The organism is Acidimicrobiales bacterium, from assembly GCA_035294085.1.
GTDB lineage: Bacteria > Actinomycetota > Acidimicrobiia > Acidimicrobiales > Bog-793 > DATGLP01.
Genome location: DATGLP010000014.1, coordinates 1 through 14710, shown reverse-complemented (window position 1 = coordinate 14710; position 14710 = coordinate 1). Strand labels below are relative to the sequence as shown.

Annotated in this window: 13 protein-coding genes and 1 riboswitch; of the genes, 5 read left to right on the top strand and 8 right to left on the bottom strand. The window is 76.1% G+C overall.

The window, feature by feature from the left end; translation table 11 throughout:
* The first annotated feature begins 9 nt into the window (after positions 1 to 9).
* Complete coding sequence (locus VKV23_04965) at positions 10 to 1404, top strand: trypsin-like peptidase domain-containing protein (protein ID HLI15389.1); 1395 nt, start codon at positions 10 to 12, stop codon at positions 1402 to 1404.
* A 206-nt stretch (positions 1405 to 1610) separates the two neighbouring features.
* On the opposite strand, the gene gcvT is transcribed toward VKV23_04965, so the two are convergent.
* Complete coding sequence (gcvT, locus tag VKV23_04960; GenBank protein HLI15388.1) at positions 1611 to 2699, bottom strand: glycine cleavage system aminomethyltransferase GcvT; 1089 nt, start codon at positions 2697 to 2699, stop codon at positions 1611 to 1613.
* A 4-nt stretch (positions 2700 to 2703) separates the two neighbouring features.
* Positions 2704 to 5514, bottom strand: coding sequence for an aminomethyl-transferring glycine dehydrogenase (gcvP, locus tag VKV23_04955; GenBank protein ID HLI15387.1), 2811 nt, complete (start codon positions 5512 to 5514; stop codon positions 2704 to 2706).
* Positions 5515 to 5711: 197 nt separating this feature from the next.
* Positions 5712 to 5796, bottom strand: a riboswitch (glycine riboswitch).
* 268 nt (positions 5797 to 6064) lie between these two features.
* Here gcvP and VKV23_04950 point away from each other — a divergent pair.
* A complete protein-coding gene (locus VKV23_04950; protein HLI15386.1) occupies positions 6065 to 6808 on the top strand; it encodes a (Fe-S)-binding protein in 744 nt (247 codons plus the stop codon).
* The gene (locus VKV23_04945) at positions 6805 to 9006 is read left to right on the top strand and encodes an LUD domain-containing protein (protein ID HLI15385.1); all 2202 of its coding nucleotides are present in this window, start codon (positions 6805 to 6807) and stop codon (positions 9004 to 9006) included. The genes VKV23_04950 and VKV23_04945 overlap by 4 nt, the downstream gene beginning before the upstream one ends.
* Before the next feature lie 83 nt (positions 9007 to 9089).
* Here the strand turns inward: VKV23_04945 and VKV23_04940 are convergent, their stop codons facing one another.
* From VKV23_04940 to VKV23_04925, 4 genes are all read right to left on the bottom strand, one after another.
* Positions 9090 to 9428 (bottom strand): metalloregulator ArsR/SmtB family transcription factor, encoded by a 339-nt coding sequence (locus VKV23_04940; GenBank protein ID HLI15384.1) that lies wholly within the window; start codon positions 9426 to 9428, stop codon positions 9090 to 9092.
* 1 nt (position 9429) lies between these two features.
* The gene (locus VKV23_04935; GenBank protein HLI15383.1) at positions 9430 to 9900 is read right to left on the bottom strand and encodes an SRPBCC domain-containing protein; all 471 of its coding nucleotides are present in this window, start codon (positions 9898 to 9900) and stop codon (positions 9430 to 9432) included.
* Between the two features lie 3 nt (positions 9901 to 9903).
* Positions 9904 to 10350, bottom strand: coding sequence for an SRPBCC domain-containing protein (locus VKV23_04930; GenBank protein ID HLI15382.1), 447 nt, complete (start codon positions 10348 to 10350; stop codon positions 9904 to 9906).
* A 132-nt stretch (positions 10351 to 10482) separates the two neighbouring features.
* Positions 10483 to 11673, bottom strand: coding sequence for a L,D-transpeptidase family protein (locus VKV23_04925; protein HLI15381.1), 1191 nt, complete (start codon positions 11671 to 11673; stop codon positions 10483 to 10485).
* A gap of 114 nt (positions 11674 to 11787) precedes the next feature.
* On the opposite strand from VKV23_04925, the gene VKV23_04920 reads away from it, so the two are divergent.
* Positions 11788 to 12387, top strand: coding sequence for a maleylpyruvate isomerase family mycothiol-dependent enzyme (locus VKV23_04920; protein HLI15380.1), 600 nt, complete (start codon positions 11788 to 11790; stop codon positions 12385 to 12387).
* 18 nt (positions 12388 to 12405) lie between these two features.
* Here the strand turns inward: VKV23_04920 and VKV23_04915 are convergent, their stop codons facing one another.
* Positions 12406 to 12999, bottom strand: a complete 594-nt coding sequence (locus VKV23_04915; GenBank protein HLI15379.1) for an NUDIX domain-containing protein — start codon at positions 12997 to 12999, stop codon at positions 12406 to 12408.
* 384 nt (positions 13000 to 13383) lie between these two features.
* Between VKV23_04915 and VKV23_04910 the strand changes: the two genes are divergently transcribed.
* The gene (locus VKV23_04910) at positions 13384 to 14073 is read left to right on the top strand and encodes a glycoside hydrolase family 16 protein (protein ID HLI15378.1); all 690 of its coding nucleotides are present in this window, start codon (positions 13384 to 13386) and stop codon (positions 14071 to 14073) included.
* Positions 14074 to 14110: 37 nt separating this feature from the next.
* On the opposite strand, the gene VKV23_04905 is transcribed toward VKV23_04910, so the two are convergent.
* On the bottom strand, positions 14111 to 14710 hold a 600-nt coding region (locus VKV23_04905), incomplete at its 5' end, for an LLM class flavin-dependent oxidoreductase (GenBank protein HLI15377.1).

The following is a 14710-nucleotide window of genomic DNA, read 5'->3' as shown; positions in this document are numbered from 1 at the left end:
GGACGTGCGATGAACGAGAGCCACGACGAGGTGCCCCCCGAGGCGAGCGAGCCGGCCGAGGCTCCGGCCACCGCGGCCGAGGCGGCGCCGCTCGACGAGCCGACGACGGAGGTCCAGGCCGCGCCGACCGGGCAGGAGGCCGCCCCCCCCTACGGCTTCCTGCCCGAGGGCGCCGCGCTGTTCGCGGGCGACCAGCCGCCGCCTCCCCCCGGCGCATGGTCGCCCGCGTCCGGCGCACCGCCGGTGCCGCCGCGCCGCAGGCGGGCCCTCGTCGCCGCGGCCGTCGCCGCCGCCACCCTCGTGGCCGGCGGCCTCGGCGCCGGCCTCGGCGCCGCCTTCGGCGGCTCGGCCTCGCTCGCGCCGGCGAGGTCGTCGCTCCCGTCGACGCCGACGGCGCCGCTCAGCGCGCCCGGCTCGGTCGCCCGGGTGGCCGCCCTCGTCAAGCCGGCCGTGGTCGACATCTCGACGACGATCGCGACCGAGGTCGGCTCGCCGCCGTCGCCGGCCGAGGGGACCGGGATGATCCTCACGCCGAGCGGCGAGGTGCTGACGAACAACCACGTCGTCGAGGACGCGACGAGCATCCGGGTGAGCGTCGGCGGGTCGCGCACCTACGCGGCGCGCGTCCTCGGCGTGGACCCGGTGCACGACATCGCCCTCCTGCAGCTCGAGGGGGCCTCGGGCCTGCCGACCGTGTCGCTCGGGGACTCCTCGACCGTCGCGGTCGGCGACCCCGTGGTCGCCATCGGCAACGCCCTCGGGCTCGGCGGCTCGCCGTCGGTCGTGAGCGGGATCGTCTCCGCCGTCGGTCGGACGATCAGCGCGAGCGACGCCGGGGGCGGCAACCCCGAGACGCTGCACAACCTGATCCAGACCTCGGCGCCGATCTCGCCGGGTGACTCCGGTGGTCCCCTCGTCAACCTGCGCGGCCAGGTCATCGGGATGGACACCGCGGCCGCGTCGGCGGACGGGACCGGCGCCTCGATCGGCTTCGCGATCCCGATCAACCAGGCCGCCGCCGACGTCCACCAGATCGAGCGCGGGCAGGCCGGCAACGGCGTGATCATCGGGGAGTCCCCCTTCCTCGGCATCACCGAGCAGCCGAGCTACGGCGGCTTCGGCTTCGGCTTCGGCTTCGGCTTCGGCGGGACCGGCACGGGGACCCAGCCGAGCGTCTCGGGGGTCACCATCGGCCCGGTGATCCAAGGCGGTCCCGCCGAGCGCGCCGGCCTGAGCGAGGGGGACGTCATCACGGCCATCGACGGCCACCAGACGCCCACCTGGAACGCACTCGTCCGCCAGGTCGAGGCGCACCGGCCGGGCCAGACGATCCAGGTGAGCTACGTCGACACCGGCGGCACGAGCCACACGGTGTCGGTCGTCCTCGCGGGGATCCCGCGCTGAGGCGTGCCGACCGCTCGGTCCGCCGAGGGGGCGGACCGGGCGGTCGGTGAGGTCGGCGGCGGCGAGGTCGGCGACGAGCGAGCCGCCTCCTCGCCACCTCGACGCCGGCGGCTCGCGGCCGTGGGACGAGCAGGCGGGTTCGCGACGCCCGACCGGCCGGTCGCGAGGGGAGCGGCCGCCGGACCGCCCCGCTCGCGCGTCGGGCCCTAGCGTGCTCGGCGGTAGAAGGGGAGGGGGACGACCTCGACCGCCTCGACGCCCGAGCGCAGCGCGACCCCGAGCTGGAGACCCGCGTCGAGGGCATCCGCCTCGACGTAGGCCATCGCGATGGGCCGGCGCAGCGTGGGCGAGTAGGCGCCGCTCGTCACGGTGCCGACCGACCGCCCCTGCGCGAGCTCGACCACCGGGCAGCCCTGGCGCAGGACGCGTCGGCCGAGGGAGGCGAGGCCGGCGAGCCGGCGGGCGGGCGGACGGGCGGCGGCCACCTCGAGGGCGGCACGACCGGCGAAGTCCCCCGGCTTGTCGAGGCGCACGACGCGGCCGAGACCGGCCTCGAAGGGCGTGTGGTCGCGGTCGAGCTCGTGGCCGTACAGCGGCATGCCCGCCTCGAGCCGCAGCGTGTCCCGGGCGGCGAGCCCGGCAGGCAGGGCGCCCGCCTCGAGCAGCGCCTCGAAGACGGCCCGGGCGTCCTCGGGCGCGACGAAGAGCTCGAAGCCGTCCTCGCCGGTGTAGCCGGTGCGCGCCACGAGGCCGGGGTGCCCGGCGACGAGCGCCTGTGTGGCGGCGTAGGAGGGGAGGGCGCCGAGGTCCGCATCGCAGCGCGGAGCGAGGAGCTCGCTCGCGCTCGGCCCCTGGATGGCGACGAGCGCGAAGCGCCCGGAGACGTCGGCGACCTGCGCGTCGAGGCCGCGGACCTGGGCGGCGACGGCGTCGAGCGCCGCCGAGGTGTTGGCGGCGTTCACGACGAGGAGGTAGGCCTCCTCGCCCGTGCGGTACGCGACGAGGTCGTCGATCACCCCGCCGCGCTCGTCGCAGGCCATCGTGTAGCGCGCCCGACCGACGCGCAGGTCCGACAGGCGCGAGACGAGCGCCCGGTCGAGCGCTGCGCCGGCCGCCGGGCCGCTCACCGCCAGCTCGCCCATGTGGCTGAGGTCGAACAGCCCGGCGCGCTCGCGCACCGCGAGGTGCTCGGCCGTCTCGCTGCCGTAGCGCAGCGGCATCCGCCAGCCCGCGAACTGCGTGAAGGTCGCCCCGAGCTCGGCGTGGAGGGCCTCGAGCGGGCTCGATCGCTCCATCGCCCTAGCCGGCGAGGTCGGCGACCGGCGGGCAGGCGCACACGAGGTGGCGGTCGCCGTAGGCGGCGTCGATGCGGCGGGTGGGCGGGAAGTACGACCTCGTGCGGAGCGACGGCAGGGGGAAGACGGCCTCCTCGCGCGAGTAGGGGTGCGTCCAGTCGCTGGCGGCGAGCGCCTCGACGGGGTGGGGGGCGTTGCGCAGGGGGTTGTCCTCCCTCGGCCACTCGCCGGCCGCGACGCGGTCGATCTCGGCGCGGATGGCGATCATCGCCTCGCAGAAGCGGTCGAGCTCGGCGAGGCTCTCGCTCTCGGTCGGCTCGACCATGAGGGTGCCGGCGACGGGGAACGAGAGCGTCGGGGCGTGGAAGCCGTAGTCGATGAGGCGCTTGGCGACGTCCTCGGCGGTCACGCCGCTCGCCCTCGTCGCCGGGCGCAGGTCGAGGATGCACTCGTGGGCGACGAGCCCGCCGCGCCCGGTGTACAGGACGGGGAAGTAGGGGGCGAGGCGGCGCGCGACGTAGTTGGCGGCGAGGAGGGCCACCTTCGTCGCCTCGGCGAGGCCGTCGGCACCCATCATGGCGAGGTACGTCCACGCGATCGGCAGGATCCCGGCCGAGCCGTAGGGGGCGGCCGCGACCGGCCCGACCCCTTCGCGCCGTCCGGGGTCGGGATGTGCCGGGTGCGTGGGCAGGAAGGGCGCGAGGTGGCGGCGCGCCGCGACCGGCCCGACGCCGGGCCCACCCCCGCCGTGGGGGATGCAGAAGGTCTTGTGCAGGTTGAGGTGCGACACGTCGCCGCCGATCTCGCCCGGCCGGACGAGGCCGATGAGCGCGTTCAGGTTGGCGCCGTCGATGTAGACCTGACCGCCCGCCTCGTGGACGAGCTCGCAGATGCGGGAGACCCCCTCCTCGAAGACGCCGTGCGTCGAGGGGTAGGTGAGCATCACCGCGGCGAGCTCGCCGGCGTGGGCGGCGACCTTGCCCTCGAGGTCGTCGACGTCGACGTCGCCGTTGGCCGAGCAGGCGACGGCGACGACGCGCATCCCCGCCAGCACGGCGCTCGCCGCGTTCGTCCCGTGGGCGCTCTCGGGGACGAGGCAGACGTCGCGGCGCTCCTCGCCGCGCGAGCGGAGGTAGGCACGGATCGCGAGCAGGCCGGCGAGCTCTCCCTGGCTGCCGGCGTTCGGCTGGAGTGAGACGGCGTCGTAGCCGGTGATCTCGGCGAGGGCCGCCTCGAGCTGCGCGCCGAGCAGCCGGTAGCCGGCTGCGTCCTCGGGGGGGCACAGCGGGTGGAGGTCGGCGAACTCGCGCCAGGACACGGGCGCCAGCTCGGCGGCCGCGTTCAGCTTCATCGTGCACGAGCCGAGCGGGATCATGCCCCGGTCGAGGGCGTAGTCGCGATCGGCGAGGCGGCGGAGGTAGCGCAGGAGCTCGGTCTCGGAGCGGTAGGCGTGGAAGACGGGGTGGGTGAGGAACGCGCTCGTGCGCCGGAGGGTCGCGGGGATCGCGTCCACCCCCTCGCCGTCCGTCGCGGGCGCCGGCGGGACGCCGAAGGCCTCCCACACCGCCTTGAGGTCGGCCTCGCTCGTCGTCTCGTCGCAGGCGACGGCGACGTGGTCGTCGTCGACGAGGCGCAGCAGGATCCCCCGCTCGCGGGCGCGCGCCACCACCTCGCGAGCGCGTCCGGGGACGGCGGCCAGCACGGTGTCGAAGAACGCCTCGTGGACGACGCGGATCCCGCCAGCGCGCAGCCCCTCGGCGAGGCGCCGGGCGAGCCCGTGGACACGCGCCGCGATCGCCTCGAGGCCCTCGGGGCCGTGGTAGACGGCGTACATGCCGGCGACGACGGCGAGCAGGACCTGGGCGGTGCAGATGTTGGACGTCGCCCGCTCGCGCCGGATGTGCTGCTCCCGGGCCTGCAGCGCGAGGCGCAGGGCGGGCCGGCCGGCGGCGTCGACGCTCACGCCGACGAGCCGCCCGGGCAGCTGGCGCTCGAGGCCGGTGCGCACCGCGAGGTAGGCGGCGTGCGGTCCGCCGTAGCCCATCGGGACGCCGAAGCGCTGGGCGCTGCCGAGGGCCACGTCGGCACCGAGCTCGCCGGGCGGGCGGCACAGCGTGAGCGCCAGCAGGTCCGCCGCGACGGCGACGAGGGCACCCCGCTCGTGCGCGGCGGCCACGACCGGCGCGAGGTCGCGCAGCGCCCCCGACGCTCCGGGGTACTGCAGGAGGAGTCCGAAGAACTCTCCGGCTGGCAGGGGGGCCGAGGGCTCGACGACCTCGAGCTCGATCCCGAGCGGCGCGGCGCGCGTCTCGAGGACGGCGATCGTCTGGGGCAGCGCGTCGGCGTCCACGAGGAAGCGGCGCGACGCGCCTCGCGTCGCGCGGCGGATGAGGAGCATCGCCTCGGCTGCCGCGCTCGCCTCGTCGAGCAGCGACGCGTTCGAGACCGGCAGCCCGCTCAGGTCGGCCACCGTCGTCTGGAAGTTGAGGAGCGCCTCGAGGCGCCCCTGGCTGATCTCGGGCTGGTAGGGGGTGTACGCGCTGAACCACCCCGGACCCTCCAGGACGTCCCGGCGGATGACCTCGGGCGTCACCGTGTCGTGGTAGCCGAGGCCGATCATCGAACGGCGCACGGTGTTGCGCGTCGCGAGGTCGCGCAGCCGCTCGAGGGCCTCGCGCTCGCCGAGGGGCGCCGGCAGCTCGAGCGGGCGCGCGCTACGGATCGCCGGGGGGACGGCGGCCGCGGCGAGCTCGTCGAGCGAGCCGAAGCCGAGCGCGGCGAGCATCTTCGACTGCTCGGCCGGCGAGGGGCCGATGTGGCGGCGCGAGAAAGGCAGCGGGGACCGGTGACTCGTCGTGGAAGGCGGCAGGGGAGACTCCTCGTTCCAAGGCCGGACGCGTCCGGCTCCTCACGTGGTCTCTCCCCGCTCTGTCATCGGACCTGAGAGCTTCGCCGCGAGCCTCGCGGCTTGCACCTTCGGTGGGGCGCCCGGCGCCCGCTTTCCAGAGTCGCCTCGCCCGGACGGTCGGGGGACCTGAGAGATTCGGGGAGGATTGCTCCTTCGGTGCCTGCTGGAGGACTCTCCCGCCCGGGCTCGATCGGCGGTCTCGCTTGTCAAGGCGAGCCGAGCATAGCGCCGGCGCGCCGTCGGCGGCCCGGGCGCGAGGGGTAGGCTCGGCGCGCCGACGCCGGCCTCGGACCTCGGTCCGGGCGCCGCCGGCGAGGCGGTCGAGGTGACGCGAAGGAGCGCTGCGATGGAAGCCTCCCGTGCGGGCGCGCCGGCGAGCGCCGGGGAGTGGCGCCGCGAGGGTGCTCGGGCCGAGCGCGCCGTGGCGCGTCCCTGCTGAGCGGCGGGCCGGCGCGACGTGGAGATCGCCCTCTTCGTGACCTGCCTCAACGACGCCCTGTTCCCCGAGACGGGCCGAGCCGTCGTGCGCCTCCTCGAGCGCCTCGGCCAGCGCGTCGTGTTCCCGCTCGACCAGACCTGCTGCGGGCAGATGCACCTCAACTCCGGCTACCGGCGCGAGGCGCTCGCCCTCGCCCGCCGCTTCGTCGCGACCTTCGCCCCCTTCGACGCCGTCGTCGCTCCCTCGGCCTCCTGCGCCGGCACCGTCGTCGACGCCTACGCCGACCTCGCCGAGGACGCGGGCGACACGCGCCTGGCGAGCGACGCGCGGGCGCTCGCGCCCCGGGTTCACGAGCTGAGCGAGCTCCTCGTCGACGTGCTCGGGGTCGTCGACGTCGGCGCCAGCTTCCCCCATCGCGTCACCTACCACGCCACCTGCCACTCCCTGCGGGTGCTGCGCCTCGGCGACCGGCCGCTGCGCCTGCTGCGGGCGGTGCGCGGCCTCGAGCTCGTCGACCTCGCCGAGGGCGACCAGTGCTGCGGCTTCGGGGGCACCTTCGCCGTGAAGAACCCCGACACCTCGGTCGCGATGGGCGCGGACAAGCTCGCCCGCATCCTCGAGACGCGCGCCGAGGTCGTCTGCGCAGCGGACAACTCCTGCCTCATGCACCTGGGCGGGGTCGCCTCCCGGCTCGCGACGGGGGTGCGCACGATGCACCTCGCCGAGATCCTCGCCAGCGACGGCACGAGGGCCGGCCGGTGAGCGCCTCCTTCGAGGCAGCGCCCGCCTTCCCCGACGGCGCCCGTCGGGCGCTGCGAGACGCGCAGCTGCGGCGCAACCTCGGGCGGGCCACCGCGACGATCCGCGCCCGCCGCGACGCCGCGGTGGGCGAGCTCGAGGACTTCGAGGCGCTGCGCGACGCCGCCGCGGCGATCAAGGACGAGGCGCAGGCGCGCCTGCCCGAGCTCCTGGAGCAGCTCGAGGCGCAGGTCGTCGCCGCCGGCGGGACCGTCACCTTCGCTCGAGACGCCGACGAGGCGAACCGGGCGATCGTCTCCCTCGTCGAGGCGACCGGCGAGCGCAGCGTCGTCAAGGTGAAGTCGATGACGACGGCCGAGATCGGCACGAACGCGGCGCTCGAGGCGGCAGGCATCGAGGTCCACGAGACCGACCTGGCCGAGCTCATCGTGCAGCTCGCGGGCGACCTCCCGAGCCACATCGTGGTGCCCGCCATCCACCGCAACCGTGCCGAGATCCGCGCCACCTTCCTCGCCGAGATGGGCCGGCACGGCGTGCCCGCGCCCCCCGACCTGTCCGACCGCCCGGCAGAGCTCGCGGCGGCCGCCCGGGCGCACCTGCGGGAGCGCTTCCTGACGGCGAGGGTGGCGATCTCGGGAGCGAACTTCGCCGTCGCCGAGTCGGGCTCGCTCGTCGTCGTCGAGTCCGAGGGCAACGGGCGGATGTGCCTCACCCTGCCGGAGACGCTCATCTCGGTGGTGGGCATCGACAAGGTCGTCCCCCGTTTCTCGGACCTCGAGGTCTTCCTCCAGCTGCTCGCCCGGTCGGCCACCGGCGAGCGCATGAACCCCTACACCTCGGTCTGGCGAGGGGTCGTCCCGGGCGACGGTCCCCGGGCGTTCCACCTCGTCCTCCTCGACAACGGGCGCTCGCGCGCGCTCGCCGACCGCCTCGGCCGGCAGGTCCTGCGCTGCATCCGCTGCGCGGCCTGCCTGAACGTCTGCCCCGTGTACGAGCGGGTCGGCGGCCACGCCTACGGCTCGGTCTACCCTGGTCCCATCGGCGCCGTGCTCACGCCCCAGCTCGAGCACGTCGCCACCGACCGGGTCGCCGCCTCGCTCCCCTTCGCCTCGACGCTGTGCGGTGCGTGCCTCGAGGTCTGCCCGGTGCGGATCGACATCCCCCGCCTCCTCGTCCGCCTGCGCGCCGAGGTCGTCGAGTCGGGCGCTCGTTCGGCGCTCGAGGCGGGCGCGATGCGAGCCCTCGGCTTCGTCCTCGAGGACGCGCGCCGTCTCGAGGCTGCCGAGGCGCTCGCCGGGCGCGCCAGCCGGATGCTCCGGCGCGCCGGCCTCCTGCGCCGGCTCCCGGGGCCGCTGCGTGCCTGGACCGATGCCCGCGACGCGCCGCTCGTCGCGCCGCAGCCCTTCCGCGCCTCCTGGCGCGCGACGCGTCCGGACGACGTCGGTCCCCACCCGGTCGGCGCGCCCCGGCGCGCGCGCCGCCGCCAGCGCCCCGCCGTCCACGCGGCGGCGTCGCGAGCGCTGGCGGGGCGCGCGGCGGTGCTCGCCTCGGTGCGCGAGGCCCTCGCGACGACGCCCTTCGCGCCCGAGGCGCCCGAACGCCGCTACCGGCGCGCCGGGCAGGGGGTCGCGCCGGGCACCGTGGACCTCTTCGTCGCCCGGCTCGAGGACTACGGCGCCACCGTCGTGCGCACCGACGAGGCCGGCCTGCCCGGGGCGATCGCCGCCGCGATCTCGCGCCGTTCCTCGACGAGCGTCGTCGTGCCGCCCGACGCACCGGCCGGCTGGCTCGCCGGTCTCGAGGGTCGCGGCGTCGCGATCGAGGTCGACGAGCCGCCGCTCGAGGCCAAGGCGCTGGCGAGCGTCGACGCGGCGCTCACCGGTTGCGCCGTCGCGATCGCGGAGACGGGGACGATCGTCCTCGACGGCGGACCCGCCCAGGGCCGGCGTGCGCTCAGCCTGCTGCCCGACCAGCACGTCGTGGTCGTGGCGGCGTCGAGCGTCGTCGCCTCGGTGCCCGACGCCATCGCCCGGTGCTCGCCGGGCGCGCACCAGACCTGGATCAGCGGTCCGTCGGCGACGAGCGACATCGAGCTCGCACGGGTCGAGGGGGTGCACGGCCCGCGCCTGCTCGACGTCGTCGTCGTGGAGGCGCCGCGGCCGGGGGCCGTCGGCGGCGAGGGCTCCCGCGCGTCGTCGTAGGCGCGCGCCGGCGCTCGGCGCGCGCGGTGCTGGCGGAGGCGGCTGCTCGGGCGCGGCGTCCGGGGGAGGGGCGCCGTCGCGGCTCACGAGGCGTTCGCGTCCGCGGCGCCCTGGGCTTCCGCGAGCCGCTTCAAGGCGGCGAGCCGCTCGCTCCAGTCGGTCGCGAGCTCGGCGAGCGCGCGCGTCGCGGCGTCGAGCTGCGCGGGGACGACGCGGTAGCGGACCTCGCGACCGTGGCGGCGGCGCTCGAGGAGTCCGGCGGCCTCGAGGACGCCGAGGTGCTTGCTCACCGCCTGGCGCGAGAGCGGCAGCCGGGCCGCGAGCGAACTGGCCGTCGCCTCGCCGTCGCGCACGAGGAGGTCGAGGACGCGCCGGCGCGACGGGTCGGCGACGGCCGCCCAGAGGTCGTCGTCCGGCGCCACGTCACGCCCCGGGCCGGCGCGCCAGCCCGGCGAGGCGGTCGAGCAGGCGTGACCAGCCGCTGCGGTGCTCGTCGACGTAGCGGTCCTTGTCCGCCCTCGACCAGCCGAGCGACTCGAGGCCGTGCTCGACGACGCGCACGCGCGTCCGCTCCGGGCCCTCGGCGACGAGGGTGAGCTCGACGGAGAGCGAGCTGCCCGGTTGGGGTTCGCCGTCCTCGGGGCGGCTCCACCGGAAGGCGAAGCGCCGCGGCGCCTCGACTGCCTCCACGACGACCGGGACGACCCTCGCGACCTCGTCGTCGCCGAGGAACACGAACCGGCCGCGCCCTTGGGGCCGGGCGTCGAGCTCGACTCTGTCGGCCAGCCACCGCTCGAGCCCGTCGGCTCGGGTGACCAGGCGCCACACCACCTCGATCGGCGCCTCGATCACCACCTCGTGCTCGATCGCGAGCGCGCCCGAGTCGGCGGCCACCGCTCAGCCCCAGCGGCTCACGGGCGCGTCGTCCGGCCAGGGGGTCGCCGCGCCCCCCTCGAAGCCCGACTTGAGGCCGAGGAGGAAGTACGCCCACTTCGTGCTGCAGTGGTGCAGGAACACCCCCGCGTCGCGCCAGCCGTCGTGGGTGAACAGCACCGCCGTCTCGGCACCGTCGTTCGTCAGCTCGAAGCTGAGCGAGGTGCCCCGCCACTCGTCTGGCCCCTCGACGCAGCGCCAGCGCACGAGCGACGGCGGGTCGAGCTCGGCGACCTCCATGACGGCGGCGGGCTCGGGGCCCCCGAAGCCGAAGGCGAGCCGTCCGCCCGGGTGCTCCTCGCCCCGGACGTCTCGCGTCCACCAGCCGGCCAGGCCGGCACGGCTGGCGAACGCCGCGTAGACCTCGCCGATCGGGGCGTTCACCCCCACGTGGTGGCGGATGGCGTGCATGGCGTCCCCCTCTCCCGCCGACCGTCCGGGCGGCGTACCTGCAACCGATGGTAGCGGTTCGGGGAGGTAACGCGCAACCTATGGTTGCACTTCTTCGATCCGCTCGCCTCCCTGCGGGCGCCGGCGCCGCGCTCAGTTGATGACCGTGACGAGCGTGCCGTACGCGAGGTAGGGCCAGGCCTGGGCAGCGGCCTGGAGCGGGAGCTCGATGCACCCGAGGCTCTGGGGGATTCCGTACTCGGCTCGCGGGAGGTAGTGCACGGCGTCGCCGCCGTTGAAGTACGCGACGTACTGCACCGGATCGGCGTAGTGCGAGCCGTCGGGGTTGGTCCCGGTCATGACCTGGCTGCGCAGCCGGGAGTAGACGGGGAAGGTCCCGTCCGCGGTCGGGGACTGGGGGATGCCCGTGTTGGCAGCGCTGCGCAGCACGATGGTGCCGTCGTGCCAGATGGTGAGCGTCTCGGGGGGCTGCTGGTTCGCGAGGGCGTAGTTGTAGCCCCCGGTGTTCACGTCACCGGAGGCGAGGGCGCCGAGCAGGCTCGCCCACAGCGCCTCCGTCAGCTGGCCGTTGGGCGTGAGCCCGTGGTCGGCCTGGAACGACATGACGAGCCCGCGGGTCATCACGTTGTCCGCCCCGGGGCGCCACAGCCGCAGGAGCTGGACCGGCCAGCCGGCGTTGCGCCACGCGAAGCGGCCGCGCGGCGGGTCGAAGAGGGCCGCTCGCTGGGCTGGCTCGTCGGACGCGGCGGGCTCGGGTGCTGCCGACGTGAAGGCGAGCGGCGAGTAGTCGAGCAGGGAGAGGAGCTCCTGGAGCCGCAGCACCGAGCCGTTGCGCACGGTGAAGTGCGTCACGACCGCCTCGGCGAGGCTGGCCCCGTCGGCGCCGGTCAGGCCCTGCGGTCCGGCGGGGACCGTGACCGTGACGTCGGTGAGCGGGAGGAACGGCTCGCTCGGCACGAAGCGGAGCGTCGTCCCGCTCACGTCCCAGCGGCCGGGCACGTGCGGCGAGATGGTCGGCAGCGCGCTGTCCCGCGCCGGTGCCGCCGACAGGTCGATCTCGATGGGAGTGCTGCCGGCGACGCCCGTCGCGCCGTCGGGTGGTGCGACACCAAGGACGCGAAGCGGCGGGCTGGCCGCCGTCGAGCCCGAGGTCGTCGAGCTCGTCTCCCCGTCCCGCGCCGTGGCGCTCGGCCGGCGCCTGAGCCCTGGCGGCGGGCCGGCATGGACGTCGGTCGCCGCGTAGACGGCGACCCCGGCGACCACCGCGCCGAGCGCTGCCGCGAGCCCGAGCCGGGCGGCGCTCCTCACCCACTGGCGTGCCACGCGACCTCCTCAGCAAGATGCAGTCTAAGAACGCCAGTCCCGACCGAGGCCGCGCCCTCGGGCCCGCCGTTGCGGCCCCGCCCGGCGCTCGGGCGGCTCGTGGGAGGACCGATCGTGACAGCTGGTTCCCGGGAGCGGTTCGTCGAAGCCTCGGCCTACCTCCTCGAGGTGGCCGCCGAGGTGGCGAGCGACCAGTGGTCGCTGCCCGCCCTCGGGGAGTGGAGCGTTCGGGACCTGCTCGGCCACGCGAGCAGGGCGCTGTCGACGGTGACCGAGTACCTCGGGCAGCCCGCCGAGCGCGCCGAGCTCACCGCTGCGGGCTACCTGGTGGCCGCCTCCGGTGCCGACCGGGCGGCGATCGCGGCTCGCGGCCGCGAGGCGGCCGTCGCGCTCGGCGACGACCCCGTGGCGCAGCTCCGGGCGGTCGCCGCGGCGGCCGCGAGCGCGGTCGCGGGCGCCGACGACGACGCGCTCGTCGGGACGCGCGCGGGTGGCATGCGCCTCGACGACTACCTCCCGACGCGCACGGTCGAGCTCGTCGTCCACGGCCTCGATCTCGCTGCGGCCATCGGCTCGCGCGCCACCCCGCCCTCGGGCGCGCTCGGGGAGGTGCTCCACCTCCTGGTCGACGCCGCGTGCGCGCAGGGGCGCGGCGTCGAGCTGTGCAGGGCCCTGACGGGGAGGTCCGCCGCGCCGGTCGTCGTTCTCGCCTGACCGGCCGCCGCCGAGCGTTCAGGCGCGGGCCGGCCGCTCCGCTCGCGCCTCGCGGCGCGAGGCGGCGAGGCGTGCAGCGAGGCGCACCAGCCGGCGCAGCCCCGGGTCCGAGACCGCGGCGGCCGCCCGGTCGAACGGGAGCCACACGAGCGCCGCGCCGGGACGCTCGGGGCGGCTCGTGTCGGGGAGAGCCGTGGCGAGCAGGTAGCGCACGTCCGCGTGCTCGTGCGCTCGCTCGTCGGCGTGCGCCCTCGCAGGCACCACCTGGACCTGGACCGGCCGGGGCGCGCCCGGCTCCGGCCAGGCGACGAGGTCCGCGAGGCCCGTCTCCTCGAGTGCCTCCCGCCTCGCGACGGCGTAGGGGTCGTCCTCGCCTGCCTCGGCGTGCCCGCCCACCTGCGCGAGCTGGCCGAGGCGCTCGTGGTAGCGGAGGAGGACGCGCCCACCTCGCTCGTCGACGACGAGGGCCGAGGCGGTCGCGTGCAGTGGGCGAGAGCGGGCCCACGGGTCGCCGCCTCGCGCCAGGGCTTCGAGTCGGGCGAGGGCGCGGGCCTCGCCCGGCCCGCTGGGGCGCACGCTCGCCAGGACCACGAGGAGGGCGTCTGCGGCCACCGCCCATCCTCGCGCCAGCCGCTCCCCGACGCCTCGCCCACGCGCTGGGCTCCTGATGGGAGCGGAACGGCCTCCGGTGGGAGGCTGGTCTCCGAGCCACCTGGCGGTGAGCACTGCGTGCTCCCGAGCTTCGAGCTCTAGCATCGAGCGGGAGCGCGTGCAGACGGCGCGGCTCGATCCCGGGAGGGAGCGGCAACGGGGTCAGGGAGGAAGCCCGCGCGCCGCGCCGGCACGGCGCGCCGCCGCTCGCCGCCCGGCCGTGCCGCGGCGGCGAGCCTGCTCGCGCTCGGCGCGCTCGCCCTCGGGGCCTGCGGCGCGGCGCGCTCGACCAGCTCGCGGCCGCCGCCGGTGACGGTCCCCGCCGGACTGCCTCGAGGGCCGTGGGTGCGCGTCCTCGACGTGCGCTTCGCGAGCGGCCGCCAGCTCGGCGCCGGCTGGCGGACCTGCTACCCGTGGTCGTGCACGATCGCGACGAGCGGCGAGGTCGAGTGGTACCAGGCGGCGAACGTCACGGTGCGCTCCTCGGCGCTCGCGCTGACCGCCCGGGCGCAGCGGGTCCACGGCCGGCCGTTCACCTCGGGCATGGTCCAGTCTCGGCGCGGCTTCGACTTCCGCTACGGGCTCGTCGTCGTCACGGCGAAGGTGCCCGTCGTCCCGGGCGCCTGGCCGGCGCTGTGGATGCTGCCCGCCGATGGCACGTGGCCTCCCGAGATCGACATCATGGAGTTCTACGGCTCCGCTCCGGGGTCGATCATCCAGACGCTGCATCTCGGCGCCGACGACCGCATCGACCAGCAGGTGGTGCGGGTCGCCTCGCTCGGGACGCGCTTCCACCGCTTCGCCGTCGACTGGGAACCGCACTCGGTCACCTGGTTCGTCGACGGGCGCAGGACCTTCCAGGTGCGCGCCAGCCTCCCCGTCACGATGTACCTCCTCGCCGACCTGGCCGTGCAGGCCGGGACCGTGCCTTCGAGCCCGAGCTACCCGGCGTCGTTCGAGGTGCGCTCGATCGAGGTCTTCCAGCACCCGGGCGTCGGCAGCGTCGAGTGCGCCATGCCGGCCTGCGCCGGCTGAGTGCCCCGGCGCGCCCGTCGACGCCGGCGGGTCGGCCTCAGGCGTCCGCCAGTGCGGCGGCGACGCCCTCGACGAGCGCGCCGTAGCCGGGGGCGCTCGTCGGCCCGCTCAGCGGCGGCAGCTTCAGGCGCAGCCCGGTGACCTCGGGGTGGCGCGCGAGCAGCGCCCGCAGCCTCGGCGCGCACTCTGCGGGGGTGCCGGCCACCCCGAAGAGGGCGAGGACGGCGTCGTCCATCAGCGCCGCGCACTCGTCGGGCAGCGGGTCGCCGCTCCACATGTCCCAGCTCGTCGCGAGGCGCTCGACGAGCTCGCCGGGCACGGCGAGCTCGTCGGGCACGGTCCAGCTCGGCCGCTGGCGGGCGTAGCGCTCGACGCCGGCCATCCAGATGATGCCGTAGGCGGTGACGACCTTGGCGAGCCGGCGGGCCTCCTCGCCGTCCTCGAGCACGGCGGCCGAGAGGCTGAGGTCGATCTCGAGGTCGTCGAGCCGGCGTCGGGCGCGAGCGGCGCCGGTCGCGATGCGCTCGATGCAGCCGTCGATGTAGCGCTCGCCGAGGAAGGGGGCGGCGATGTGGACGATGTCGGCGAGCTCGCCGGCGAGCTCGAGCATCCTCGGGCCGCGCGCCGCGACGAGGAC